This is a genomic window from Chitinophaga sp. CF118, assembly GCF_900112615.1.
Classification (GTDB): Bacteria; Bacteroidota; Bacteroidia; order Chitinophagales; family Chitinophagaceae; genus Chitinophaga.
Map to the genome: position 1 here is coordinate 983803 of NZ_FOMK01000003.1, position 25791 is coordinate 1009593.

Sequence of the window (25791 nt, forward strand, 5' to 3'; positions counted from 1 at the left end):
GAGCCGGGTTTTATTAATATAAAGAAAGATCAGGACTTCATTTTTTTATAGGATCTCCAGTTAACCACAAAGCCACCTATCAGTAATCCCAGCATAATAAAGTAACTAAACAAAGAAATCTTAATCCCACTATAATACACAGCAGGTTCAAATTTAAATGTGATCGTATGAGTGCCTGCTGGTACAATCATCCCTCTCAATGCATAATTAACACGGGAATAAGGTACTCGCTGATCATCAATAAAAGCTTTCCAACCATCTTTGTAATATACTTCAGAGAACACAGCGAACTGTGTTGCTGAGGCTGTTGATTTGTAGGAGATACTATTCAGGTTATTGGCAATAAGGTGTATAGATCCTGATGAATCAAACTGAGGAGTACCTTTTACATCTTGCTGATAACGTTGGTCAATTACAACTGTATCCCTGGTATTGAGTGTATTCAAAGCATTCATTTCTGCATCCGCATTGGGTACCCATTTAATCTGCTTTACAAACCAGGCATTGCCCAGTGCATCCGGATTACGTTGTGCAACCGGTTGCCTGTCAGCTCCCGGTACAATAATATACTTCGTATTCAGCATATTCAGCACCTGCAGGTTGTTACGACTAATCTGACGTTCTATGAGATCTTCATAGAGTTGAAGTTTAGCAGCATGATAACCACCCACGCTTTTGTGGAAGTAGGAGGTCATGGCATCCTGAAAAGGGCTACCAGTAAGGTTGAATACGCGGTAATAAGGATCTTTATCCTGTAATATCTGCTGATCGGCAGCAGAAGGTTGGAAAGGATTTCTATAACTGGTTTCATCCATGAAGCTCTCATCATTCAGGTATCGTTTGTCCACCTGCAGCAGATCTGTCATGATTAGGAGGATGATACCTATCGTAAACCATTGCGCTTTGATCTTGCCTTTAATAAAGAACCAGATGATACCGAAAGTAAGTACGCAGAATAAGAGTGAACGTAACACATCGCTTCTATAGAGGCCCGCCCTGTCTTCCCGCAGGGCCTGCATAAGTCCGTCGGCAACGGAAGTATTACCCTGTACCATTTGTACAAGTTGCGCATGAAACTGGTCGTCACTACCAGGATTATTCATGTTGCCTGTTGCATTGGTAAAGGGAAGGCTGCCGGACACAATCAGGAGCATTACCAGGATTCCGGCGGTGATCATACCTGTCCACTTCAGTTTTTTCAGCAGTTCCTGCTTGGGAAGTTGACCATTGATCAGTTCATTCAGTGTCATCACTGCCAGTATCGCAAAAGATAACTGTGGAATGATCAGTGCCTGTGAAGGTGCCCTGAACTTGTTATACAACGGGAAATGATCAAACATAAAGTAGTTGAATGCTTCCAGGTTGCTACCCCATGCAAGGAAGATACCCAGTATGGTGATACCCGTTAGCCACCATTTATGCCATGATTCGACGATGAAGAGTCCTAAAATAACCAGCAGGCATACAACAACACCCAGATAAACCGGACCGGAAGTTCCCAGCAGGGATTGATCTCCCCAGTAGAGATCCCATCTTTTAATCAGTTGTTCTGCCTGTGTGGGAGGAACGCCCAGCGATTCCAGTTGTTTGTAAGTAGCGGAACTGGTACTGAGAGATCCTGTAGAACTACCACCATATATATCAGGCGCAATGAGAGTAAATGTTTCAAACTTACCGTAGCTCCATTGAAAGGCATAACCTTTATCAAGGCCATTAACCATTTTACTTTGTGAAGGAAGAGGTGTTAATTCTGATTTACCACCCCTGGTACTTGCTTTGGAATATTCGTAGGTACTCCATAGGCTCACCGCATTAGAGCCAAGCGAAAGTCCTACAGACATTGCTACCAGCAATGCCCCTGTAAGCAGGTGTTTATACTCTTTCAGCCTTATACAATATACAGCAAATGCAATACCTATGATAGCAAGCATCAGAAAAAAGTAGTAAGTAATCTGCAGATGATTGGCAGCAACGAAGTAGGTCAGGAAAAGGGTCATGATCCCGCTTCCCAGCAGGTATTGTTTGCGTGTAATGAGTATGAGTCCCGCAATGACCGCCGGAAGGTATGCCAGGGAAAGCATTTTGGTATCATGGCCTGTAACAATGATGATAGGCGAGTAGCTGGCATATGTATATGCTACTGCACCAGCAAACCCGATCCAGGGATTTGCTCCCAGAACGATACAAAGAATATAGAAACAAAAGGCTGCCAGGAATAATACATTGATGGGCTTAGGTAAGCCTAATGATAATATAGCGGGAATATAACTATCATAATTATACGGAGATTCCATGGACAACTGATAGGTAGGCATACCGCCAAACATACTGGTGGTCCATAAGGAGGTGATACCATGTGCCTGTTTATAATCCAGCGATTCCCTGGCCATCGCCTGCCATTGTACGTTATCACTCTGACTGAGGATCTTATTATCCAATACGGGTTTACAGTAAAGGACTGCCAACAGCAGTAATGCCAGCACTGCAATCGCATGTGGCATCAGGGTTCTAAGCCAGTTGTTTTTCATAGAGTAGTTTAGTCTTCCTGTGATTTTTTTATATTACAAACATGTACTTTGGCAATGCGGTGCTGGTCCATTTTCATTACTTCCAGTTTCAGGCCTCTCCAATTCAGGCTATCGCCATTTTCAGGAATTTTGCCCAGTTTATCGAGGATAAAACCACCGAGTGTAACAAAAGACGTAACATTCGCTTTCTGCGGATCTGCATCTACCCCCATCAGTTCAAGGAATTCCACGAAGGGCAGTTGTCCGTCTACCAGCATACTACCATCATCATTTCTGATCACTTCATACTCAAACTCATTGGTTTCTGAAATGTCGCCCACGAGAGCATCCACGATGTCGTTGATGGTAACAAGTCCTTTGATAGATCCAAATTCGTCTACTACCATTGCCTGGTAGATCCTTTCTTTTTTGAAGAGTTCCAGTAGCTGGTAGGCGCGGTTATGTACGGTTACTACCAGCAGTTTCCTGCTGATGGCAGTGAGATTATTCACCGCACCATTAAAGTTTTCACTCAGCAGGTCTTTAGAGTATATGAAGCCGGTAGTATTATCCAGATCGCCTTTTACCAGAGGATAAACAGTATGTTTCTGTGTAAGGATTTTTTGTTTGTTTATTTCCGGTGGATCTGTTACATCCAGCCATATCACTTCATTACGCGGTGTCATGAGAGCAGATACCTGCCTGTCGCCCAGGTTAAAAACATTCTGGATCAGTGCTTTTTCTGTTTCTTCGATAACTCCTCCCTGATGGCTTTCTGCAATGATTACACGCAGCTCTTCTTCTGTATGAATATCTTCATGTTCATGCATCGGTTTGATCCCTACGAGGCTCAGTATCACATTTGCCAGGCTGTTGAGAATCCATATGAAGGGGCGGAAAACAATATAAAATAATTTGAGTGGCAGTGCTACTGCAAAGGTAGTAGGTACCGGTTTGCGTATAGCCAGTGACTTAGGGGCCAGTTCTCCAAATACGATGTGGAGAATGGTGATGGTCATGAAGGCAACAGGCAATGCTGCTTTGTGCGCTGTTTCTTCAGACAGGCGCATATTTAATGTGTTATTAAAAAGATCAATGATCAGGGTTGTCATTACTTTTTCTCCTACCCATCCAAGGCCCAGGGAGGCCAGGGTAATTCCTAATTGTGTAGCAGCCAGGTAACCGTCAAGGTTATTCAGAATACTTTTAGCTACCAGCGAAACAGTTTTGCTGCGGCCGGAACTCACTTCTATCTGCGAGGATCGGACTTTAACAATTGCAAATTCTGCTGCCACGAAGAAGCCATTCAGCAGGACTAAAAAAATAGTAAAAAGTATGTCGATGGTCATTAGTGTCTTAGTTAGTTACAAAAAGCTTTTTATGGTTTAATTAGGTTTTGTTTTTGGTCTGTGAATATCGCCCCAATCGGAGATCACCTGCAGCATAGGTTGGAGGGACTGTCCGTTACTGGTTAGTTCGTATTCTACACGGGGCGGAACTTCCGCATATACCAGTCGACTGATCAGCCCATCTTTTTCCAGCTCTCTTAACTGTAATACAAGGATTCTTTCAGAAACAGCCGGAATACTTTTTTTCAGTTCACTGTAACGCATTTTGCCTTCCAGCAAGCGCCATAATATGGCTGGTTTCCATCTTCCACCTATCAGGTCGAGTGTGTAAGCCATCCCACAATCACCTTGTATTTTTTCTCTGTTCAATGTATTAGTTGAGCTTTCTTTTCTCATTACTTACATTTTTGTCAGTACTGGACAATATTATCGGTACTGGTAAAATTAAGGCTAGCAGTTTACTTTTACAAACAATTAACAAAAAATATTATTATGAAACAGCTTGAAAACAAAGTCGCATTAGTAACCGGAGGTAGCAGAGGCATGGGAGCAGCCATTGTAAAGCGGCTGGCAGCACAGGGAGCAACAGTTGCATTTACCTATGTGAAATCGGCCGAAAAGGCACAGCAAATGGTCGCAGATCTGGCTCTCAGCGGGCATACAGCATTGGCCATTGAAGCTGATAGTGCTTCCCACATAGCGGTTACAGCTGCCGTAGAACAGGTAGCAACTACCTACGGCCGTATAGACATATTGGTGAATAATGCCGGCATTTACTTTAGAAAGCCCCTGGCCGACCATTCAGCCGCTGATTATGATCTAATGATGGATGTGAACGTAAAAGCCGTTTTCATGGCATCGCTGGCTACCATTCCTCATATGCCTACGGGAGGGAGGATGATCAGTATAGGAAGTAACCTGGCGGGCAGGGTAGTAGGCACAGGGGCAACACTGTATGCCATGAGTAAATCAGCATTAATTGGTTTTACAAAGGGAATGGCAAGAGAACTGGGACCTAAAGGGATCACAGTAAACCTGGTACAGCCCGGCCCGACAAATACTGATATGAATCCCGATAGCGGGGAGCATGCAGCAGCATTAAAAGGATTTATGGCATTGGGGCATTATGGCAATGTTGAAGATATTGCAGGGTTAGTGACTTTCCTTGCAGGAAAAGAAGGAGGCTTCATTACGGGTACTGAGTTGACGATAGACGGTGGGTTTAATACATGATAAATGAATTTATCTGCTGAAGCCGCAAACTAGCCAGCTATCTGGCCACTTATTATCTTATTTTAACGGCTTATTAACCTTATAAAAGTTAATAAGCCGTTACTTAGTACTTCAATATAATAACCCCATTATGAAGAAGTATCTCCTGCTAATCATACTACTTATTGCCGCTTTAGCCGGATATGCATTACTCCATAAAGAAACCAGTACAGTACATGCTACCTGTCGTAAAGGCGGAGTATGTAACGCCTGTAAGAATTGTAAGTATTGCAAGAATTGCTCACAGAATGGCGGTACGTGTAGTGTGTGCCGGTAGCTTACTATGCATAAGTAAATACATAGGTCTTTTACAAAAGATACTCGCTGAAAATCCAAGGAAAGTCGCCAATGTCTTTGACATGAAAAAACGTTTGTGCAGTTTTTAATGGTGTTCGTGTAGTTTGTTTGCGAAGCCCATGTAGTTTACCGGAATTGGAAATAAATCAGTACTTATATTGCAATTGAAATGTCCCTGAGTATAGGGCAAGTTGATAGCAAGTTAATAGTGAGTCTATAGTTGCTTCGTAGGTTGAACGCCCTTTGAACGTACCTTGAACACCCTTAGTTCGCATAAATGTGTTCAAAGGATGTTCAAGGTATGTGCTACGTATGTTCAAAGTATAAAGGCAATGCGAATTACCTGTTCTAATAATTAAAAAAGACAAACATTATGAGTACGCAATTAAAAGAACTATCAGATCCGTTCATCATTGAAATTGCAAGTATCATTGGTGCCGTCAGTATTCTCTGCTATTTTTTATCCAGCAAGTATCTCCATACAACTGCACTCAGAATGCTGCCAAGAAAGGGAGCTACGATAAACAGCCATAACTGGCTGGTAGCGGCACCTCCAACAAGCAATGCAGGACCAATACTCCGTGCCGGATTTACAGATACACCTGTAACCGGAATGCCTACAATATGTATAAGTACGAGGCTTAAACCGATAGATAAACCTGCAAAACCACCATGTATGTTTTTGGAAGAAGTAGAGCCGAAAATAACGAACAGGAATATGAATGTAAAGATAGTCTCGGCAATAAAACCGGAAAGAAGGTTGTAATGCGCCGGTGAGGAAAGAGCATAGCCATTTTGCCCTAATCCATTATCGGCAATACTATATCCTTCTTTCCCCGTTGCAATAAGAAGCAGAATACCTGCACCGACAATAGCTCCTAATATTTGGGCGGTGATATAAACAACAGCTTCATCTGTCTTCATCCGGCCTGCTATAACCATACCAATAGAAATGGCCGGGTTGATATGACAGCCTGATATATGACCAATAGCATAAGCCATTGCCACAACAGACAAGCCGAATGCGAAGGATATACCTAATAAGCCAACGCCGGTGGTGCCATTGGATCCTGCAATTACTGCGCTGCCACAGCCCATTAAAACTAATACCATTGTGCCAAAGAATTCAGCAGAGAATTTTGAAAAAGTAGTTGTTTTCATAATAAGATTTAGATGATAAAAATGTGGTTAGTGATGTAGAAAAGGGGTGAAAAATTATTCACATGATAGAGAAACAGGATTAATCAGAAAAAGTTCGTGTTAGCATGTTTTTGATGATCTGTAGTCAAATATCCTGAAAATACTTTAAAGCGTCAATACTAATTGATTTTGAATCCAATCTTCCTCTTTTCAAAAAAAAAGAAACTTTTACCCAAAAAAATTATAGTTTAAGCGCTCCATTAAAGATCCACGAACCAAATTAACGTTATGATCAAACATGTAGTCATTGCTTTTCTAGTACTGTTATGCCTGCCAGGATCCGTTCTCCGGGCACAAAAGAAGATTTCTGTAGAAACGGAACATCTGCAGTTATTACTATCCGTCAATGAAAAAGGGAAAGTATTCCAGAGTTACCTGGGAGAAAAACTGTCACAATATAATAGCGTTGAAACGGGCAGGCATGAAGCCTATGTTCCTGCCGGTACTAATAACCTGTTTGAACCTGCCATCAGCGTTATGCATACAGATGGTAATCCTTCTCTTGAGCTGTTGTTTGCTGAAGAGAAAAAGGACAAAACGGATGATAATGTGACTGTCACTACGGTATCACTGAAAGATCCTAAGTATCCTTTTGAAGTATTGTTACACATTGCTGCTTATTACAGGGAAGATATCTTTAAAAGCTGGACAGAGATCAAACATCAGGAGAAAGGTCCTGTTACTCTCTATAACTTTGCATCCTCCATGTTGCATTTCGATGCACATAAATACTGGCTGACCAACTTCCATGGCGACTGGGCCGAAGAAATGAAGATGCAGGAGCATGAGCTGACAAGCGGTATCAAAATACTGGATACCAAACTGGGTACCAGGGCCGCTATGTATCAGGCTCCTTTTTTCTTCGTATCCCTGGATGAACCGGCTACAGAAACGCATGGAGCGCTGATTGCGGGTACACTTGCCTGGACTGGTAACTTCAGGTTCGCCTTTGAAGTGGATGAACAAAACTCTTTACGTGTAATTGCCGGTATGAATAACTACGCATCTCAGTATAAACTGCTCCCCGGGCAAGTATTCGAAACTCCTGCTTTTATCTTCACTTATTCTGCTGATGGTAAAGGAACTGCCAGCAGAAACTTTCACCACTGGGCAAGTACTTATGGAGTGCTGGATGGGGATACACAGAGAACTGTTCTGCTGAATAACTGGGAAGCTACCGGCTTTGATTTCAATGAAGAAAAGCTGGCCGGTTTGTTTGATAATACTAAAAAACTGGGTGCAGATCTTTTTCTGCTGGATGATGGCTGGTTCGCTAATAAATATCCCCGGAATGATGATCATACCGGATTGGGCGACTGGCAGGAGAATAAAACCAAATTACCTAATGGTATTGGTCATCTTGTAAAAACGGCTACAGGAAAGAATATCAAATTCGGAATATGGGTGGAACCGGAAATGGTGAATCCTAAAAGTGAGCTATATGAAAAACATCCCGACTGGATCCTGAAATTGCCAAACAGGGAAGAAGACTACTTCCGTAATCAACTGGTACTGGATCTGATCAATCCTAAAGTACAGGATTTTGTATTTGGGGTATTGGATAATATGCTGACTGCCAATCCTGGTATTGCCTATATCAAGTGGGATTGTAACCGGATGATCACTAATGGCTGGTCTCCTTATCTGAAAGACAACCAGTCTGCTTTATATATTGAATATACCCGTAGCCTCTACCAGGTGCTTAAACGCTTACGGGCGAAGTATGCACATCTTCCCATAATGCTTTGCTCTGGCGGCGGTGGTCGCATCGATTATGGTGCTTTGCCTTATTTCACTGAATTCTGGCCAAGCGATGATACAGATGGATTTGAAAGAGTAATGATTCAATGGGGTTACTCTTATTTCTTCCCCTCTTTTACGGTAGCCAATCACGTTACTTCATGGGGTAAACAATCACTTAAATTCCGGACGGATGTGGCGATGATGGGACGTTTGGGATATGATATCAACCTGGATAAATTCAGCGATGCAGAGTGGCAGTTCAGTCAGCAGGCGGTGAAGGACTATAAACGTTTATACCCTGTTATCAGTCATGGTGACTTGTACAGGTTAATCTCTCCTTACCAGGAAAACAGGGCCGTATTAATGTATGCCTCTAAAGAAAAAGCAGTGTTATTCTCTTACACTTTGCATTCCCGTTATGGTGAGAGTTTTGAACTGGTGAAATTACAGGGGCTAGATCCTAAAAAGCAGTATCAATTGCAGGAGATTAATCTGGAAAAAGGAAGATCATCTTCATTATCAGGAAAGGTATATGGAGGAGATTACCTGATGAAGGTAGGATTACCTGTAACTTCCAGGAATGAATTATCCAGTATGGTACTTGAGATAACAGCGCAATAAGATATAATGAACACTTTGGAAAGTAGGATTATACTTTTCAAAGTGTTTTCTTAAATGCCAGAGGTAAGTCGATAAATTAATACAGGTAGATTAGCAGTAAAGTAATAATAGCTGGTGCCGCCTGTACAAAAAAGATCCTTTTACCAGCAGTAAAGGCTCCGTAGATCCCTGCCACAGCTATACAAACCAGGAAAAAGGACGCTATATTGAATGCCCAGCTCTGATCCCCGATAAAAAAAGACCATATCAGTCCTGCGGAAAGAAAGCCGTTATACAGCCCCTGGTTGCCGGCGAGTACTTTTGTAGGCTCAAACAGATGGGCCGGTAGATTTTTGAAGACCTTTGGCGCTCGGGTAGTCCAGGCAAACATCTCCAGCCAGAGGATGTATAGGTGTTCCAGGGCGCAGAATCCAATGAGAAATTTAATTAAGAGCAACATATGTAGTAAATTTAGTATCGAGTTAGGGTTTTAAGGAGAGGCGAAGATATTAATAATTCCACGTACATGTCTACCTATGTTATAAAAAGCATCCTGGGGATGTTATTTTGTTGCTATACTTTAGAGTTGCCAGCGCAAAACCTGGTGCCTAATGCTTCCTTTGAGGACGTAAACATCTGTACGGAATATATTGCTCCATGTGCACCCAGTGCCTGGGTGGCAGTAGCCCCGGAAGTCATAAAGATGAAATACCTGTGTAATGGCACAGCCTTACAGGGGCAGCATCATGTATCCTTGCTATTGGAGGGCCGGGATAACCCGGATACCAGGGTATATATCCAGACGCGCCTGCTTTGCCCAATGGAAAAAGGAATTACATACCGTATCCGCTTTTATATGAATACGGAGAATTATCCTTTGAGAGCAGGTATCCGTTTTGATACAGCATTTATATTCACTGAAAATGCCGGTTGTTTGTCTGTACCTGCCAGTATGGAACTAAATGAGGAAGATCAGCAGAAGAAACTCTGGCGCCTCAATCATCCCTGGTATATGCTTGAGAAAAATTATGTAGCTACTCAACGGACTACCCATATCATCATCGGTAATTTTAAAGCACCACAGAAAAAAGAAGGATATGCATTGTACAATAATGCCCAGCTGTTCATAGATAGTATCAGCATTACTCCTTTAATTGAAACCTCCGAACTTTGTAAAGAGGCCGACAGCATCCATAAATTTCTATATGCAGAACATCACCGGCACACAATTCCGGATACTTATGTATCTCCTCCCGGTAAACAGATCTTGCATAAATTAGATGGGAATAAGGAAGGGTGTGATACGATTATTTTAAAAGATGATCTGTTTTCTCCAGATCGCAATACGATCAATAGTAATTACCGTCAACAGATAGATGATGTTCTGAAGAGTTATCGTAATAACAGTAAGAAACGGATTCAGCTAATTGGTTATTCCTGGCAGGCTGCATCCGATGAATATAATAAGATCATTTCTTTTGATAAAGTAAAAGCATTGGCCACCTACCTGGTGTATAATGAAGGATACAGTTTTGAAGATTTTGACATCCGGGGTATGGGAAAGAAACAGCCGCGTTATGATACTGTTTCAGGTAATAACAACCGTATAGAAATGATTCTCTGCCGCATACCGGATACGGTAAAAGTCCGCATAGTACCTAAACCTGATACACTTGTAATTCCCGATATCCTGTTTAAGTTTAATAGCAGTGAACTGAATACGGCATTGTATGGAGCACTTGATAGTCTGATCAGAAAAATTCCAAGAGATGGTAGTGTGCAATTACAGGTAACAGGATATACTGATAATGCAGGTAATGATGAGTATAATTATAACTTGTCTTTAAAACGTGCAAATGCAGTTGCCGGTTACATGCAGCAATCAGGTTTAGGAAATGATATCCGACAGATAACCGGAGCCGGGGAAACCTTTCCAGTAGCGGATAATAGAACACCAGCAGGTCGAAAAAAGAACCGGCGTGTCGAAATAATAATCTTTCATAGTGCGGATTAAAAAAATGGATATTTATCATTTTGTATACCTAAATTCGTTGCACTTTTGTGTGTAAATTGAATAAAAGTATTCAGTATATGAATATCGATCAGATAACTATCAGGAATTTCAGAAACATAGGAGATGATGAAAAGACATACTCATTGGATCCTAATTTTACCGTTATCATTGGCATTAACGGCATGGGGAAATCTACTATCCTTCAAGCGCTACGTATTGCCTGCGGGAGTTTTTTTCTGGCAATTCCTGATGTTAAAAAAGTGCATATCCGCCAGAGTGAAGTTCACCAGTTAAATGTGAATAAATCGTTAGTGCCACAAAAGCCAGTAAAAATAGAAGCAGTAGGAACCTTTGCGGATGTTGAGAATCCTATTGTATGGAGGCGCCAGATCACAGAGAAAAGCAATAGCACAACATCATCGGAATCAGATGTAGGGTTAATAAAATCTATGGGTAAAGATAAATTTGAAACAGTGATGAAAGAAGGGGATGATAGTGCATTCTTACCTGTTATCGCGTTTTTTAGTATTTCAAGAGCTGCAGGTGGTGGGGTAAGGAACAGGCAATCGAGAATAGGCAGGCAGATCTTTAAAGAAGGATATCAGGATTGGTCTGATATGAAATTTACCAACTTTAAATATGAAGACTGGCTGGCTTCTTATGATGTATTGAAAAGTAGTGGAAAGGAATATGAACATACTAAAGATGCTTTCTTTGAAACATTGATAAAGGCAAACCGGTATATAGAGGAAGTTACCAGTGTAAATGGTAAACTCTGGCTCAAAGTAAAGATGAAAGACGAAATTTCTGATCTGCTTCCTCTGGAACTTCATAGTGATGGTATCAGATTTTTTACGGAAATGGTGGCAGAGATTGCATACCGTTGTATTGTATTAAACGGATATCTCGATGCTACTGCAATAATAGAAAGCAGGGGAGTCATTATGATTGATGAATTGGATCTGCATATACATCCGGAGTGGCAAAGACATTTAGTGAATGATCTGAAAATGGCATTCCCGGGTATTCAATTCGTGGCTACAACCCACTCTCCGTTTATCGTGCAAAGCCTTGAAGCAAATGAATTAATTAATCTGGATGCAACTGATGGGTTGGACGAAGCACCTAATAAGTATAGTATTGAAGAGATTTCAGAATATGAAATGGGAGTGCTTAATGTAGAACGAAGCGAGAAATTTCTGGAGATGAAAAGGGCTGCGGCTGATTACTTTAGCCTTGTGAAAAATAAAACTGATATAGCTGCTATTGAACAGGCAAAAGTAAAATTGGACGAATTAAGAATAAGGTATAACAATGATCCGGCTTATGTGGCATTGTTGGAATCAGAATTCCCAAGATAAATTTGATGTTTTAGTATGAGACCTATTGTTAAATCCATTCGTTATCGTGCTCCAAATATTCCCTTAGAATTTTCCGACTGGAAAGATGCAAAGGTAGACCTTACCAATGAAATAGGATCTTTTTGTTCATATTGTGAAAAATATAACAGTCGTTCTGCATTGCATGTTGAACATATTTATGGCAGGAAATGTAAAGATGCCACAGGCAATTTAATTTATGATCATCTCAAGGGGCGATGGGATAATTTTCTATTAGCTTGTGTAAATTGCAATGCAGTTAAGAAGAATAAAGATGTGGCAGTTTTAAATCCATATTTGCCTCACACGAATAACTTACTTCATTTTATAGAAGTATTGACCGGTGGTATTATTCAGATAAAACCTGAGGTTACAGGAATAGATAGAATAAGAACTAAAGCATTTATCGATCTGATCGGTTTAGACAGGCTGCCCGATCATCCTGAATATTCAGATAAAGATGATCGTTGGGATAACAGGTTGAAAGTTTTCGATATTGCAGAAAGGCAGTATAAGAAATATACAGAACCAGTTCCTTCAACTAATCTTGATGCCATTATAGAACTTGCCCGTACTAATGGATATTTTAGTGTTTGGTATACTGTATTTAATGCATTTGAAGAAGTGAAACTTGCTCTTATTAATGGGATTACAACTTCTGATGGTCTGGTATTAGTTGCATTCCCCGGTACAGATTCCAAATCTTTCGATATAGATAACCATTACTCCACTTTATCACGTCCTCCAATCCAATCCTAAATTAAATTAAATAAATTGTTGCACAATAATTATTGTTTTGTTAATTTCATCTCGACCCGATGCATAATAACCTGTGCATTCATTTTGCCAAGGGCCCATTTTTGCTAAACGACCAAAATCCTCCTACTCCAATGTAGCCAGGAGCAATCACATTTTATTAAAAACAAAGCTGCTTATGAAAATTTCTACAGGGCTGGTGGTAATGCTCTTGTTAGTTACCTGTTCCTCTGCATTCGCTCAGAAAGGGAGAGTGATACGGGGAGTAGTATCCGCCGCAGAAAACAAGCAACCGCTGGAGAGAGTTGTAATTATTGAAAAGGGAACACAGAACCATGTGTTTACCTCCTCAGTCGGCGATTACATGATAACATTAAGTGGAGACAATGCTACGCTGATCTTCTCTTATGTGGGGTATAACACACAACCGTTACCGGTAGGAGAGCAGGCAACGCTGGATGTTGTAATGACTTCTTCACAGAAAGACCTGAATGAAGTAGTGGTCACCGCATTCGGTGTTAAAAAGGAGAAACGCTCTCTTGGTTATACCATTCAGCAGGTCGATAGCAAAGACCTGAACATAAATCATCAATCGAATGTAGTGAATGCATTGCAGGGGAAAGTTGCCGGTGTGCAGATTTCCAGTGCAGGCGGAGGTCCGGGACAGGGTGCCCGTATCATTATCCGTGGTATCAATTCGCTGGCCGATAGAAATAATCAGCCGTTGTTTATTGTAGATGGTGTTGAAATAGATAACAGTACTTATACAACAGGAGGTGCAGAAACAAGAGGAATGAGTAACCGTGCTGTTGATATCAACCCGGATGACGTTGAGAGCGTGTCTGTATTGAGAGGTGGTGCTGCCACTGCATTATATGGCATCAGAGCTGCAAACGGAGCAATTATCATTACGACCAAAACTGCTAAAACAGGTAAACTTCAGGTGACTTACAGCGGTATGTATGGATTCGATAAAGTGAATAAAACCCCCGATGTACAAACCCGGTTCTCACAAGGATACCTGGGAGTGTATGATCCCACTAGCTTCTGGCCTACATGGGGGCCCACTGTTGAAGCGGCGAAAGCATTAGATCCTACACATCCTGACAAGCTGTATAATAATTATAAACAGGCCTTTAAAACGGGTACACAAACAAGGCATACCATCAATGTAAGCGGGGGGACGGAAAGGGCACAGGTAATAGGATCTTTTTCCTATGGAGACCAGGAAGGGGTGATTCCATTCAGCGACTATACGAGTTACAATGCCCGCATCAACGGGCAGTTTAAAATCAGTGAAAAGATCAGTGCCGGCGCCTCTCTTAATTATATCAGTTCCGGTGGCAACAGGGTGAATTCAGACCGTTACGGGGAACAGATCATTTACTGGTCGCCCCGCTGGAATATAAAAGATTATCTGAAACCTGATGGTACACAGCAAACATATAGTGCTGGTACAAACAACCCTATGTACACACTTTATTCCAATAAATTCAGGGATAATGTGAATAGAACTATTGCCAGCACTTTTATCAGGTATGCCCCTGCTAAGTGGCTGAACTTCTCTTATCGCTTCGGGAATGATTTTTATACAGATGGCAGAACACATACTGCTCCGGGTCCTATAGGATTAGTAGGAGAAGCTGTGAACCTGAATGATAACGGTTATGGATTTGTGTATGAATATAATCTCCGTAGCAGGATCATCACCTCTACACTGATAGCGAATATCAACCATACTATCAATGAGAAGTTTTCGATAGACCTGAAACTGGGCCACGACCTGCGCGACCAGAAATTAAGGCGTAATAGTGTAGAGGGCGATACGCTGGTAGTGCCTGACCTGTTCCTGCTGGGAAATGCGAAGAGGGTAAGAGGGGAGTCTTACATTTATGATTACAGGAACTACGGTTATTTTGCAGACCTCACATTCGGTCTTAATAATTACCTGTTCCTGGAACTGACAGGCAGAAATGACCTGAGCTCTACCTTATCCTCAGACAATCGCAGTTACTTTTATCCTTCCATCAGTCTCAGCTATATTTTCAGCGATCAGTTTAAATTACCTTCCTGGTGGACATATGGGAAATTCAAATTCTCCTATGCAAAAATTGGTAAAGACGGAGATCCCTATGCTATCACAAACGGATTCTCCACAGGTACTCCCATCGGGTTCTCTGTTCCTTTTTACCAGAGCAGAACGCTCGGTAATCCCGGGCTACGACCTGAATTTACACAGACAGCAGAAATAGGTACAGAACTCCGTTTCCTGGATAACAGGCTGGGACTGGAAGTAGTTGCTTATCAGCAAAAAAGCAAAGACCTGATAGTGCCGGTGAATGTGTCTAACTCTACAGGTTTTGACAAAGCATATGTCAATGCCGGGGAAATACAGAACAAAGGTCTCGAAGTGACTTTATCAGCAACACCGGTACGCACTAAAGATTTCAGCTGGGATTTCAGGATGAACTTTTCAACAAATAAGAACAAAGTACTCGAGCTGAATCAGGGGCTGGACGAAATAGTGATCTCCACACAATCCGGATACCTCAGTTCCAGCGTTACCAGTAAACTGGTTCCCGGCAGAGCTTATGGTTCCCTGTTTGGCCGTAATTACCTGCGTTATTATGGAAACAAATCAGATGATAAGGTAACATTAGGAAGGGATTTGCCAGTAGTAATAGGCGCAAACGGATTCCCTGTGCTGGAAAGTGCTTCTGTACAACGTTACCTGGGTAACTCTTTGCCCAAATGGATAGGTAGTTCTTTACAAACCTTCCGGTATAAACAACTCTCTTTATCTGTGCTGATAGATGTACGGCAGGGACAATATAAATATAATCAACTGGCCAATTTCATGTCGGCTTTCGGAGAGTCGAAGGTTACAGAAAACAGGGATCAGACAATTGTATTCAAAGGAGTGCTGGCAGATGGTACGCCTAATACAAAAGCAGTTTACCTGGGGCAGGGTGTAGGACCAGATGGAATTGATTATGGGGTAGGGTTTTACAGGAACTACTATAGGGGTTCCAGTGAAAACTTTGTAGAGGATGCCTCATGGGTAAGGCTTCGTTCCCTTTCATTGTCTTATGCACTACCAGCTTCCTGGTTAACACGTACAAAAGTAATCAGTGGGGCATCCGTATCCTTTACAGGTAATAACCTGTGGCTGAGTACGAAATATACAGGCTTTGATCCTGAAACAAGTTCCTCTTCCGCAGGTAATAATGCGTCTGACAGTTTTTCCGGGTTTACCTATCCGGCCACTAAAAGCTACTTGTTTAGTGTAAACCTTCAATTCTAAATTGGTGATCATGAAAAGAATATCTCTTATATACATAGCTATATTATCGTTTCTACTACCGGCCTGCAAAAAGGGATACCTGGATGTAAATCAGAGCAATCCCAATCTTACAGATAAACCTCCTATCAATGGTTTACTGGCAGCGACTACCTATGCAACAGGTAAGAACGTTTTTTATACAGGTTATATCTCTTCTTATTATGTGCAGCAGCTGGCCTCTCCCAATGTAGCCAGTGCCTCAGATATTTATGATGATGCAGACAGAAGCGGTACCTGGAGAACCCTTTACCTGGCAGTGGAAGATATCCGTCAGATGGAAGCACTGGCCATAGAAAAAAAGGCCTATGAGCATATTGGAGTTGCAAAAGTATTGGAAGCATTTAATATCAGTATGCTGATAGACCTTTTCGGTGATGTGCCTTATACAGAGGCATGGAACATAACGATTTTCAAACCGAAATACGATTCCGCAAAGAATGTATATGATACCTGTCTTACTTTACTGAATGCAGGTATTGCTGCTTTTAACCTGGAAAATCCACAGGTGAAACTTGATGCCAGTAATGATCTGATCCATGCTGGTAATAAAGCAGCGTGGATAGCAACAGCTTACGCGCTGAAAGCAAGATTGCTGAACCGCGTAAGCAAACGGGCTGATTATAATCCACCAGCCATCCTGGAAGCATTGAGTCATGCATATACTTCCAATGCAGGGGATGCACAACTCACCCGTTTTGAAAATCAGAGCCCCTGGGATAGTGTGGCCGTAAGGAATTCCAATCAACTTCTCGACGGCTGGCTGAGTGCTACTTTTGTTAATGCGCTAAATGGTACTACCTACGGTGTATTTGATCCCCGTTTGCCGCATATTACAGATACCACCAAATATGGTGATTACAGGGGAACTGTGAATGGTGCCGGTCGTGTAGGGTCAGGTACTGATACAGGACAGTGTTATTTATCGCTTAAAGGGTTCTATTCTGCCCCCGGAGCACCATTACTGATGGTTACCTTTGCGGAGTTGAAATTCATTGAAGCAGAGGCTTATTTCAATACAGATAAAGCTGTTTCCTATCAGGCTTACCTGGATGGGATTGCAGCCAATATGAATAAGGTAGGAGTATCACCTGCAGAAAGAGATGCGTATCTGGCTAATCCTGTAGTAGCAGTGGGAACTGCTAATTTTACAAAAGCGTTGTTGTTTAAAGAGAAATATGTCGCTACTTTCCTGCAGCCGGAAACATGGACGGATGCACGTAGGTTTGATTATCAGTATAAAGATTTTGCTTTACCAAAAAATGCGCTGCTTTCAACGTTTATAAGGAGATCTGGGTACCCATCTTCTGAAACAAGCAGAAATGCAGCTAATGTACCGGTTGTAAATTCTCTGGCAGATAAGTTGTGGTGGGATCAGTAATAAAAACCAGATGAAATTCCATCTTCAGCAGCCCCTGTTTACAGCTAAACATTCTAGCTGTAAACAGGGGCAATTATGTTAGAATGATAGAAACTGTTTATGCAGATATTCTTCCATCAGCTTCTGCTTCTGCTTCAGTAACAGGTATCGTTGCATAAAAGGTGGTACCCTGTCCTAACACGCTCTCATACCACAGCTCACCATTTTGTAATGCAAGGAGTTCTCTGCACAGTACCAGTCCCAGACCTATTCCTTTTTCGTTATTGGTGCCATAGGTAGATTGTGTTTTCAGAGAAAATATATCTTCCTTCTGACTAGGGTCTATGCCAATACCATTATCTGTGATCATGAGCTGACACAGGTTGTTTTTTACCTGCAGATTGATAGTTACACGTCCGCCGGCAGGAGTAAATTTAATAGCATTATTCACCAGGTTGCGGAGAATCAGTTCCAGCATATTATTATCTGCTGTTACAAAAATGGAAGGGTCTACCTTTGAAATGATACTGACAGACTTCTTATCTGCAAGCATCTTCTGAAGAGAGAGGACCCTTTCCACAACACTGTATATATCAACAGATGATAATCGTACTCCTCTTCCATCCATCTGCATCTTAGACCATGTGAGCAGGTTACTGAGCATATTGGATGTATTCTTGGTGAGTGTAAGCAGTTCGTCACCAAGCATTTTCCTTTCTTCTTCCTTCAAATCGTATTCCGCAATCAGGTGTAATGTGGTAATGATAGAATTGAGGGGGCTTTGCAAATCATGTGCTATAATGGAAAAGAGTTTATCCTTTTTCTGATTCAGCTGTTCCAGGTTGATGTTCTGCGTATCTATCTTATTAGCTCTCTCTTCTGCATTCCGTTTTTCCCTGTTATAGTTATTACGCAGGTAGTTCGTGACTAGATAAGTACATACAAGTGTGATGACATAGCTGGATAATATATCAATGTACCTGTTCTTTGCACTTTGGTAGCTATCCAGGATCCAGGATGGGTGCAGATATTCGCGGGTAAGTAACAGTACGGGAAATAACAGATGCAGGAAGGCCCATATCCAGTGTTGTTTTCGCGGACTGAATGCAATCAGTAGATTAAATGTAAGGAAGAATAGCAATAATGCGGGACCATGACTGCCGGAGTTCAGGTAATAAGTGACTATTAATGTGATGTAACTGAGAATCACATATACCAGCATACTAATACCGTAAATACGTTTATAACGGGAAAGGTAAAAGAAGAATAATTGTAACACCAGTAATACAGCCACAATGATAGAAACCAATGTCAAGCCAAGTATTATATTAAACGGTAATAATACCGATAATAATAACATGGTAATAACGCTGATGGTATTAAAAGCCCGGTTCTCTAATGAGAATTCTGCAGGCTCTCCGGTAAGCCTTTCCCAGAAATTAGTTTTATTACGTAAAACCGTTCGCAAATTTGGTTTTTATTAGTTGTGCTGATCTTAAGTTAGACAAAACTTATCGTTTATAACAAAATATTTCATGACACAAATATGTGATACTGATTTATTTATGTACGAACGATTGATGCCTTTTGATGATTATCCCGCCTCAAATATAATCGCATTTTTCATTGTTATTCTACAAATTGTGGAATGATATTAGCAGATTTTTAATTAAAATTAATTTTATGAAACGCTTACAAAAAATAAGCACTGGTTTAATTACGCTAATCTTATTGTCTTCTAGCGGTTTACATGCTCAGAAAAAGGATGATTTAAAAAAAGAAGCTATAGAACAAATGGTAACTTCTCATAATTACGTATTTAAAGCGCAAACAGTTTTGCCAACCGGAGCTGTACCTAACCGGCAATTGACGGCTGAATACGACTTGCAGGTATCACCAGATACCATTATCTGTTATCTTCCTTATTTCGGGCGTGCCTATACTGCACCAATGGATCCTACTAAAGGGGGGATCAAATTCACCTCCACGAAATTTGACTACAAGGAAACCCAACGTAAAAAAGGAGGGTGGGATATTCTGATAAAACCGCATGATACACAGGATGCAAGCCAGTTATCCTTATCCATTTCATCAACCGGATATGCCTCATTGCAGGTTATTAGCAATAACAGGCAACCCATTTCTTTTAGCGGTTATATTGATAAAAAGAAAATAAAAAAATAAGTTAAAGTTCTCTTAAGGTATCTGTGATCATGGCATAAAGGAACAATTGTTGTTTTTATACCTGCGAACTAAAAAAATTAACCATGTCTAAGAAAAGTAAAGAAAGTGTTAAGCACGAAATTCAGGTACTGGCCATAGGTAATTACAGAAGTTATCCGGAGGATTATAGTACTGTTGCAAGGGAAACAAGTACGAATGTGCAATCACTTGCAAAAGGATACTGGGATAGCCGGGAATATAAGGAGATAGAACGTGATGAGCGCCTGGGAATTCAGTTGGAAGATTATAAACATTGGACACTGGAAGCATTCCAGGAATTTATGCGGAATAATGAAAATTCGATGAATTAAAGGGTATATTCTTCTTTTAGGTCCGGCTCCGTCAAAAGGCTCCTTAACAGGATACTTTTTGACGGAGCCGGACTTTTTTATGAGATTGTGTTTTGTCTCTTAATTAACTATCTTTAAAGCACAACTTAATCCGTTATGAAACTTTATTTTTTGCTTTTAGCATTTTGCACCATGTCAACATTTTCCTTTGCACAGACCAAAGATGAAAAGGCCATTTCTTCCAGCGTAGAATCATTGCGTAAAGCAATGGTAGATGCTGATAAAATTATGCTTGAAAAGCTAGTTGACGCTAAGCTCAGTTATGGACATTCCGGCGGTAAGATAGAAGATAAGCCCGCTTTTGTAAATAATATTGTGAGCGGCAAATCAGATTTTGTAACCATTGAGCTGGCTGATCAGACAATTTCAATTACCGGTAATACAGCAATTGTAAGGCATACTTTAAATGCGACCACCAATGATAATGGTAAAGCAGGAGAGGTGCATTTATATGTATTACTTGTATGGGTGAAAGACGGTGGCCAATGGAAATTGCTGGCAAGACAGGCTGTGCATGTACCCGCGCCAGCACCTGCTAAATAGCGCCTGAGGCCGTACACTATTTTACCCATAGTGATGATTCTCATTCCTTCATTTCTACGTTGTGCATCTGAATACGTGCGTATAAGCGCGATATACGTTGTGGCATAATTTTTCCACTATATAGGTATAGTTATAACCTTGGGTTATAAAAACTATATCTGTTAACATAAAAAGATTTTTTATGCAAGCAACAATTGAAACAATCGAAACGCTTAATGATCTTATTCAGATTAACAACGATCGTATTGAAGGTTATGAAAAAGCTCTTCATGAAACGAAAGCTGCAGATGCAGATCTGAAAGCACTCTTTTCATCTATGATCAGCGAAAGTCATGAAATTCGTATGGCCCTGGGTACTGAAGTGAATGTACTGGGTGGCGATATGGATAATTCCACTACCACGAGAGGTAAAATTTACCGTGCCTGGACAAACATAAAAGCAGTATTTACAGGGCATGATCGTAAGGCGCTTTTAGCTAATTGCGAAGCCGGAGAAGATGCTACACAAAGAGCATATAGAGATGCGCTGGAAGATGAAGATTTACCAGCTTATTTGCGTGAAATGGTATCTGAACAACAACAGACCCTGAAACGCTCTCACGATAAAGTGAAAGCTTTACGTGATGCGGCCAAATAATGTAGATTGATACCATTTCAATCTTTGCTTGCGGTCGGATAACTATTCAGTTGTCCGACCGCATATTTTTATTCATCACCGTATGTTTCCAGATCCTGCTGCATTAATGGTTTTATCGTGTTGAAAGTATGGAGTAATCTTTCTACACTCTCCTGTACCTGTTCATTCCAGCTTGTGGCAGCATCTATACTGGCCAGGTCCTCTTTTGCTCCTTTTACTTCTAAGCTTAATACACTTGGTTTTAATTTATGAATGATTTTTTGCAGTTCTATGAGATTCCTGGCATTCATTTGCCGTTCAAGATCAATCATATATTCTGTGAGGGAATTAAGAAAAAGCGTGATCATTTTTTTAATGAACACAGGACTTGTACTTGATATTTTGAAGAGGTATTGATATGAATATAATGCATGCTGTTGTTTCATCAGATATAAAGTTAAGCGCCTTCAATTTCACCGGTCTGCAGCATTTTATAGATGGTTGATTTACCGATGTCCAGTTTTTCTGCCACCAGTAATACATTATCGTCATACCTTTTAAGGTAATTGCGGATAATTAGTCTGGTATATTCGCGTAGCGTTAATTCGGCATTGAGTACAGCATTCACATCATTGGTATTGCCGGAGAGGAAAGTGATATCATCCGGTTCTATAAGATTGTTCTCAGACATCACAGCAGCCAGTTCTACAACAGATTTTAATTCACGGATATTACCCGGATAATCGTAACTAAGCAGTTTTTCCCTGGCAGCAGGGGATAGCTTAATTTCATGGATCCCATTTTCTTTGGAATAGCCTGTCAGAAAATGCTGTGTCAGCAGTAATATATCTTCCTTTCGTTCCCGCAGGGGTGGCAGCGTCAGTGGCAAACCTACAATCCGGTAGTAAAGGTCTTCCCGGAAGTTACCTTTCTTCACTTCTTCCGCCATATTTTTATGCGTAGCGACTACCAGTCTGAAGTCCAGTTTTATTTTACTTACACCGCCAAGTCTGGTTAGTTCCTTTTCCTGTAATACACGTAGTAGTTTACTTTGGATATTAGGGTCCATTTCCCCGATTTCATCGAGAAAGAGAGTACCGCCGTTGGCTTCCTCAAACCGGCCGGATTTCCGGGTTTGTGCCCCGGTAAAGGCTCCTTTCTCATAACCAAACAGTTCACTTTCCACCAGATCTTTGGGGATGGCTGCCATATTTACGGCAATAAAAGGCTGGCTGCTCCGGTTTGAATTGTAATGTACCGCTTTAGCTACCAGTTCTTTACCCGTCCCCGTTTCGCCGGAAATAGATACATTGATCAATGAACCTGCAGCCTTGTCAATCAGTTTAAAAATACCCTGTAATGCAGGGCTGTTGCCAATGATCGACCTGGAATAGTCATATTTTGTTTTGAGTTCAGCTTTTAATTCGGAGATCTCATGTCTGAGGGATTGTTTCTCCCGGAGCCTGATTACGGCGTTCCAGAGGAGTTGCTGTGTGTTTTCATCTTTCACCAGGTAATCTTCCACACCCATTTTCAAAAGATCTACTGCGGTGGTAATTTTTTCCTGTGCGCTGATGATAATAACGGGGAGATTTGGTTGTGCCTGCCTGATTTTTTTGAAGAGTTCTTCACCATTCATGTCCGGTAGTCCGAAATCTATAGTAACAAGATCTGGTTTACGATTTATCTGTGCGAGACATTCCTTACCTGATTCTATCAGGGTTACTTCGTAATCTGGATTCTGGCCGAGGTAGTGGTGTAATAAGCCTCCGTACCATTTATCGTCTTCAACAATGAATATCTTAAAATCGAGCATTCATGGAATTTTCCGTTAAATTAGGAAATTTTCCAATCATACCGGCCCCCTATCCAATATCCTTCAATTGCACGAACCTTTTTGCACTTCTTATCAGTTTCACAGGGGGTGGGATGACAGCTCCTCGATTGGCAATAATTTCAAAATAATTTTCTTTGAACAATACATCACCGAACCCCTGTTCTGATTGCTTCCCTCCATTTCACCAGGGGGCCGGGATGATGCGCTCTCTTAATTCACAAATAATTTTCTTCGAACAATACATCACCGAACCCCCGTCCTGATTGCTTCCCTCCATTTCACCGGGGGCCGGGATGATGCGCTCTCTAAATTCACAAATAATTTATATGTTCCTGTTCTGTTTTTTTTCATCACCGGACCCCTGTTCAACAAATCCTTCAATTTCACCAGGGGCCGGGATGATGCACTCACAAGTTGACAACCTTATTAAATATCTTTAGTTCATTGCATTGTTAATGTATTCCTGTAAAGCGGCAGGGTAAAGCAACACTTCCGAATGAAATTCATGTTTCTTCTTGGCCGTAAATAAAGTGCCTTCCAGGAAAATATCTTCCAGCTGCTGCCTGAAATGTTGTGGTTTGAATTGTGATGCAACAAGCTGTGCCGCACAACTCATATCTGCATAGAGCGATTTATTGCTAAGCAGTTGTTCCACATGCTTTCTTACCTGTTCTATATATTGCCCGCTGATGCGGTAACCGTTCCATCCGTGTGCTACCAGTTCATTTGTTCCGCCAGCAAGCGGTACTATTACTGGTCTGCCATAACTCATAGCCTCCAGGATGCTGATATCGAAGGTTTCCTGTTCAATGTGACTTTGTGAAAGATTCAATACCACTGCAGCGCGTTGATAAAAAGGATGCATATCCAGTTGTGTATTGAAAATTGTTACGTTCTCCGGTACAAATAACGGGCTGATGTAGCTGTCTATATCTGTGTTCGTGGCATTCAATACCAGTTCAAACTTCATCTGAGGCATAATAGCTGCCAGTTCCAATAGTTTGGGCACACCGCTCTCACTTTCCAGGTCGGCCACCATTAACGCTGTTTTACGTAAGCCACGGTTGGCATTAATACTTGCATCGTGTAGAAAGGATTCCGGAAGGCAGCTATGTACCACATGTTTCTCCGACATCTTAAAGGTATACTGTGACTGTACAAAGCGTGATGCGAATACGACGTGGGTTGCATACCTCTGTGCTATTTTTGTCATGAAGGCTCTCATTCTGGCGTGATGAACCGCTGTTTCATGAATGTGGTAGATAATTGGCGCCTGCTTCAGCCTGCCGGCAACTGCCGCTCCGAAAGGTTGCAGTGTATTAATATACACCTTGTCTTCCGGTTCATACAGTCTCATAATCTTCGTAAAAATGAGCAACTGTGCCAGCAGGAAACTGAAGAGTCTACGCCATTTGTTCCCCCGTTCTGTATAATTTATATAATGATAATGTACGCCTGGTATACCTGTAAGAAAACCCTGAGCATCTTTTGTCCGGTTAGTGATTAGATGGACCTGCACACTTTTATCTGATAATGCTTCTAAAGACTGGCGAAATACCATGGTACTGCCGCTCCTGTCGTTTTGTAAATGAATAGCAATTATTTTCATAAAAAGGTATTTAAAGAAAACAGGTATAGGGATAAAGAGGACTAAAACAAATTATGCAAAGCCTGTTGTCTACGGTTTAGAAAGTTTCATACAAAAAGCTGATGATCATTGATACAGCCACCGCCAGGCTAAAGAAAAAGAAGAAGCGGTTATTTCGTTTTTTCTTCTTTAGATAATCTTGTACCACAAAAAGTTTGTTTAATGTGAGTGTTATATGTTCCAAGACGTTATCGTCTTTTATGATATAGTCGAATGCGCCATTTTTAAGTGATGCTGCTGCGATCTCATGCTGTTGCCGTGCGCTGGCGAAAATGACAAATATGTTGCTGTTGAAATTCTTTATTTCTGTTAATAACTCCAGCCCGGTCATATCTCCCAGGTCGTGGTCAAGGAGCACAATCCCAGGATCCTCAGAAAGCTTTTGCAGGAAATCCTGTCCTGAGGAAAAACACGTGATATGCTTGTATCCCTGTGCTCTCAGATGATTGTCGTATGTAGCCAGGCAGAATGGATCATCATCCACCACGTATATCTTGCTTTCAAACTTCTTAGCCATATGCTGCGGTTTGATATAATAGAATCCATTTGGATGCCAGATTGAAAAATCGGGTTAGATCCGCTGCTGTAAAGGGTTTGTGTAGTTGGGTGGATGCCGGAAAGATCTATATTCAGGAAAGAATTCCAAAAAATGGAAAAGGAGTAGGGCTATATAAAAAGACAATGCCGGAAGAGATCGGTTATCCTCCGGCTAAATAATAGAAATAATGGGTATAAAAAACGATGCCGGAAGAGATCA

At 41.2% G+C, this 25791-nt stretch carries 22 protein-coding genes; 12 read left to right on the top strand and 10 right to left on the bottom strand.

Features of this window, described 5'->3' with window-relative positions:
* Positions 1 to 29: 29 nt before the first annotated feature.
* Genes BM176_RS16200 through BM176_RS16210 form a run of 3 tightly spaced genes read right to left on the bottom strand, consistent with a single transcriptional unit; the run spans position 30 to position 4252 of the window.
* Positions 30 to 2528, bottom strand: a complete 2499-nt coding sequence (locus BM176_RS16200) for a YfhO family protein (protein ID WP_090104810.1) — start codon at positions 2526 to 2528, stop codon at positions 30 to 32.
* An 8-nt stretch (positions 2529 to 2536) separates the two neighbouring features.
* Complete coding sequence (locus BM176_RS16205; protein ID WP_090104812.1) at positions 2537 to 3856, bottom strand: hemolysin family protein; 1320 nt, start codon at positions 3854 to 3856, stop codon at positions 2537 to 2539.
* 36 nt (positions 3857 to 3892) lie between these two features.
* Positions 3893 to 4252, bottom strand: a complete 360-nt coding sequence (locus BM176_RS16210; RefSeq protein ID WP_090104814.1) for a winged helix-turn-helix transcriptional regulator — start codon at positions 4250 to 4252, stop codon at positions 3893 to 3895.
* A 96-nt stretch (positions 4253 to 4348) separates the two neighbouring features.
* Between BM176_RS16210 and BM176_RS16215 the strand changes: the two genes are divergently transcribed.
* The gene (locus tag BM176_RS16215; protein WP_090104816.1) at positions 4349 to 5089 is read left to right on the top strand and encodes an SDR family NAD(P)-dependent oxidoreductase; all 741 of its coding nucleotides are present in this window, start codon (positions 4349 to 4351) and stop codon (positions 5087 to 5089) included.
* 130 nt (positions 5090 to 5219) lie between these two features.
* On the top strand, positions 5220 to 5405 hold the full coding sequence (locus BM176_RS32200; protein WP_143097830.1) for a hypothetical protein: 186 nt from the start codon (positions 5220 to 5222) through the stop codon (positions 5403 to 5405).
* A gap of 473 nt (positions 5406 to 5878) precedes the next feature.
* On the opposite strand, the gene aqpZ is transcribed toward BM176_RS32200, so the two are convergent.
* Positions 5879 to 6586, bottom strand: a complete 708-nt coding sequence (gene aqpZ, locus BM176_RS16225; RefSeq protein WP_090104820.1) for an aquaporin Z — start codon at positions 6584 to 6586, stop codon at positions 5879 to 5881.
* Positions 6587 to 6853: 267 nt separating this feature from the next.
* Between aqpZ and BM176_RS16230 the strand changes: the two genes are divergently transcribed.
* A complete protein-coding gene (locus BM176_RS16230; protein ID WP_090104822.1) occupies positions 6854 to 8989 on the top strand; it encodes an alpha-galactosidase in 2136 nt (711 codons plus the stop codon).
* Positions 8990 to 9065: 76 nt separating this feature from the next.
* Here BM176_RS16230 and BM176_RS16235 read toward each other — a convergent pair whose 3' ends face one another.
* Entirely contained in the window at positions 9066 to 9428 is a 363-nt protein-coding gene (locus tag BM176_RS16235) for a DUF1304 domain-containing protein (RefSeq protein WP_090104824.1), read from the bottom strand.
* A 66-nt stretch (positions 9429 to 9494) separates the two neighbouring features.
* Between BM176_RS16235 and BM176_RS16240 the strand changes: the two genes are divergently transcribed.
* From BM176_RS16240 to BM176_RS16260, 5 genes are all read left to right on the top strand, one after another.
* On the top strand, positions 9495 to 10982 hold the full coding sequence (locus BM176_RS16240) for an OmpA family protein (protein ID WP_090104825.1): 1488 nt from the start codon (positions 9495 to 9497) through the stop codon (positions 10980 to 10982).
* A 77-nt stretch (positions 10983 to 11059) separates the two neighbouring features.
* Entirely contained in the window at positions 11060 to 12343 is a 1284-nt protein-coding gene (locus BM176_RS16245) for an AAA family ATPase (RefSeq protein WP_090104827.1), read from the top strand.
* A gap of 15 nt (positions 12344 to 12358) precedes the next feature.
* Entirely contained in the window at positions 12359 to 13120 is a 762-nt protein-coding gene (locus BM176_RS16250) for an HNH endonuclease family protein (RefSeq protein WP_090104829.1), read from the top strand.
* A 175-nt stretch (positions 13121 to 13295) separates the two neighbouring features.
* On the top strand, positions 13296 to 16421 hold the full coding sequence (locus BM176_RS16255) for a SusC/RagA family TonB-linked outer membrane protein (RefSeq protein ID WP_090104831.1): 3126 nt from the start codon (positions 13296 to 13298) through the stop codon (positions 16419 to 16421).
* Positions 16422 to 16431: 10 nt separating this feature from the next.
* Positions 16432 to 17838 (top strand): SusD/RagB family nutrient-binding outer membrane lipoprotein, encoded by a 1407-nt coding sequence (locus tag BM176_RS16260; protein WP_090104833.1) that lies wholly within the window; start codon positions 16432 to 16434, stop codon positions 17836 to 17838.
* A gap of 97 nt (positions 17839 to 17935) precedes the next feature.
* Here BM176_RS16260 and BM176_RS16265 read toward each other — a convergent pair whose 3' ends face one another.
* Complete coding sequence (locus BM176_RS16265; protein ID WP_143097831.1) at positions 17936 to 19285, bottom strand: sensor histidine kinase; 1350 nt, start codon at positions 19283 to 19285, stop codon at positions 17936 to 17938.
* A 215-nt stretch (positions 19286 to 19500) separates the two neighbouring features.
* On the opposite strand from BM176_RS16265, the gene BM176_RS16270 reads away from it, so the two are divergent.
* The 4 genes from BM176_RS16270 (at position 19501) to BM176_RS16285 (ending at position 21570) form a co-directional block, all read left to right on the top strand.
* A complete protein-coding gene (locus BM176_RS16270) occupies positions 19501 to 20001 on the top strand; it encodes a DUF4251 domain-containing protein (protein WP_090104837.1) in 501 nt (166 codons plus the stop codon).
* Between the two features lie 83 nt (positions 20002 to 20084).
* Positions 20085 to 20351: a hypothetical protein gene (locus tag BM176_RS16275; RefSeq protein WP_090104839.1), complete on the top strand. Its 267-nt coding sequence runs from the start codon at positions 20085 to 20087 to the stop codon at positions 20349 to 20351.
* 171 nt (positions 20352 to 20522) lie between these two features.
* Positions 20523 to 20933 carry a nuclear transport factor 2 family protein gene (locus BM176_RS16280; RefSeq protein ID WP_255373521.1) on the top strand — a complete coding sequence of 137 codons (411 nt, stop codon included), beginning with the start codon at positions 20523 to 20525 and terminating at the stop codon, positions 20931 to 20933.
* A gap of 181 nt (positions 20934 to 21114) precedes the next feature.
* Positions 21115 to 21570 (top strand): PA2169 family four-helix-bundle protein, encoded by a 456-nt coding sequence (locus tag BM176_RS16285; RefSeq protein ID WP_090104843.1) that lies wholly within the window; start codon positions 21115 to 21117, stop codon positions 21568 to 21570.
* A gap of 68 nt (positions 21571 to 21638) precedes the next feature.
* On the opposite strand, the gene BM176_RS16290 is transcribed toward BM176_RS16285, so the two are convergent.
* From BM176_RS16290 to BM176_RS16305, 4 genes are all read right to left on the bottom strand, one after another.
* Positions 21639 to 21995, bottom strand: coding sequence for a hypothetical protein (locus BM176_RS16290; RefSeq protein WP_090104845.1), 357 nt, complete (start codon positions 21993 to 21995; stop codon positions 21639 to 21641).
* An 11-nt stretch (positions 21996 to 22006) separates the two neighbouring features.
* Positions 22007 to 23365, bottom strand: coding sequence for a sigma-54-dependent transcriptional regulator (locus BM176_RS16295; RefSeq protein ID WP_090104849.1), 1359 nt, complete (start codon positions 23363 to 23365; stop codon positions 22007 to 22009).
* A gap of 457 nt (positions 23366 to 23822) precedes the next feature.
* On the bottom strand, positions 23823 to 24995 hold the full coding sequence (locus BM176_RS16300) for a glycosyltransferase family 4 protein (RefSeq protein ID WP_090104850.1): 1173 nt from the start codon (positions 24993 to 24995) through the stop codon (positions 23823 to 23825).
* 76 nt (positions 24996 to 25071) lie between these two features.
* Entirely contained in the window at positions 25072 to 25551 is a 480-nt protein-coding gene (locus BM176_RS16305; RefSeq protein WP_090104851.1) for a response regulator, read from the bottom strand.
* Between the last annotated feature and the right edge of the window lie 240 nt (positions 25552 to 25791).

Bases quoted from the DNA above. Each gene is read 5' to 3' on its own strand.
- BM176_RS16280 (WP_255373521.1), top strand. From the start codon at position 20,523: ATGTCAACATTTTCCTTTGCACAGACCAAAGATGAAAAGGCCATTTCT.
- BM176_RS16250 (WP_090104829.1), top strand. From the start codon at position 12,359: ATGAGACCTATTGTTAAATCCATTCGTTATCGTGCTCCAAATATTCCC.
- BM176_RS16260 (WP_090104833.1), top strand. From the start codon at position 16,432: ATGAAAAGAATATCTCTTATATACATAGCTATATTATCGTTTCTACTA.
- BM176_RS16215 (WP_090104816.1), top strand. From the start codon at position 4,349: ATGAAACAGCTTGAAAACAAAGTCGCATTAGTAACCGGAGGTAGCAGA.
- BM176_RS16295 (WP_090104849.1), bottom strand. From the start codon at position 23,365: ATGCTCGATTTTAAGATATTCATTGTTGAAGACGATAAATGGTACGGA.
- BM176_RS16200 (WP_090104810.1), bottom strand. From the start codon at position 2,528: ATGAAAAACAACTGGCTTAGAACCCTGATGCCACATGCGATTGCAGTG.
- BM176_RS16205 (WP_090104812.1), bottom strand. From the start codon at position 3,856: ATGACCATCGACATACTTTTTACTATTTTTTTAGTCCTGCTGAATGGC.
- BM176_RS16255 (WP_090104831.1), top strand. From the start codon at position 13,296: ATGAAAATTTCTACAGGGCTGGTGGTAATGCTCTTGTTAGTTACCTGT.
- BM176_RS16245 (WP_090104827.1), top strand. From the start codon at position 11,060: ATGAATATCGATCAGATAACTATCAGGAATTTCAGAAACATAGGAGAT.
- aqpZ (WP_090104820.1), bottom strand. From the start codon at position 6,586: ATGAAAACAACTACTTTTTCAAAATTCTCTGCTGAATTCTTTGGCACA.
- BM176_RS16210 (WP_090104814.1), bottom strand. From the start codon at position 4,252: ATGAGAAAAGAAAGCTCAACTAATACATTGAACAGAGAAAAAATACAA.
- BM176_RS16230 (WP_090104822.1), top strand. From the start codon at position 6,854: ATGATCAAACATGTAGTCATTGCTTTTCTAGTACTGTTATGCCTGCCA.
- BM176_RS16270 (WP_090104837.1), top strand. From the start codon at position 19,501: ATGAAACGCTTACAAAAAATAAGCACTGGTTTAATTACGCTAATCTTA.
- BM176_RS16240 (WP_090104825.1), top strand. From the start codon at position 9,495: ATGTCTACCTATGTTATAAAAAGCATCCTGGGGATGTTATTTTGTTGC.
- BM176_RS16300 (WP_090104850.1), bottom strand. From the start codon at position 24,995: ATGAAAATAATTGCTATTCATTTACAAAACGACAGGAGCGGCAGTACC.
- BM176_RS32200 (WP_143097830.1), top strand. From the start codon at position 5,220: ATGAAGAAGTATCTCCTGCTAATCATACTACTTATTGCCGCTTTAGCC.
- BM176_RS16305 (WP_090104851.1), bottom strand. From the start codon at position 25,551: ATGGCTAAGAAGTTTGAAAGCAAGATATACGTGGTGGATGATGATCCA.
- BM176_RS16275 (WP_090104839.1), top strand. From the start codon at position 20,085: ATGTCTAAGAAAAGTAAAGAAAGTGTTAAGCACGAAATTCAGGTACTG.
- BM176_RS16235 (WP_090104824.1), bottom strand. From the start codon at position 9,428: ATGTTGCTCTTAATTAAATTTCTCATTGGATTCTGCGCCCTGGAACAC.
- BM176_RS16290 (WP_090104845.1), bottom strand. From the start codon at position 21,995: ATGAAACAACAGCATGCATTATATTCATATCAATACCTCTTCAAAATA.
- BM176_RS16285 (WP_090104843.1), top strand. From the start codon at position 21,115: ATGCAAGCAACAATTGAAACAATCGAAACGCTTAATGATCTTATTCAG.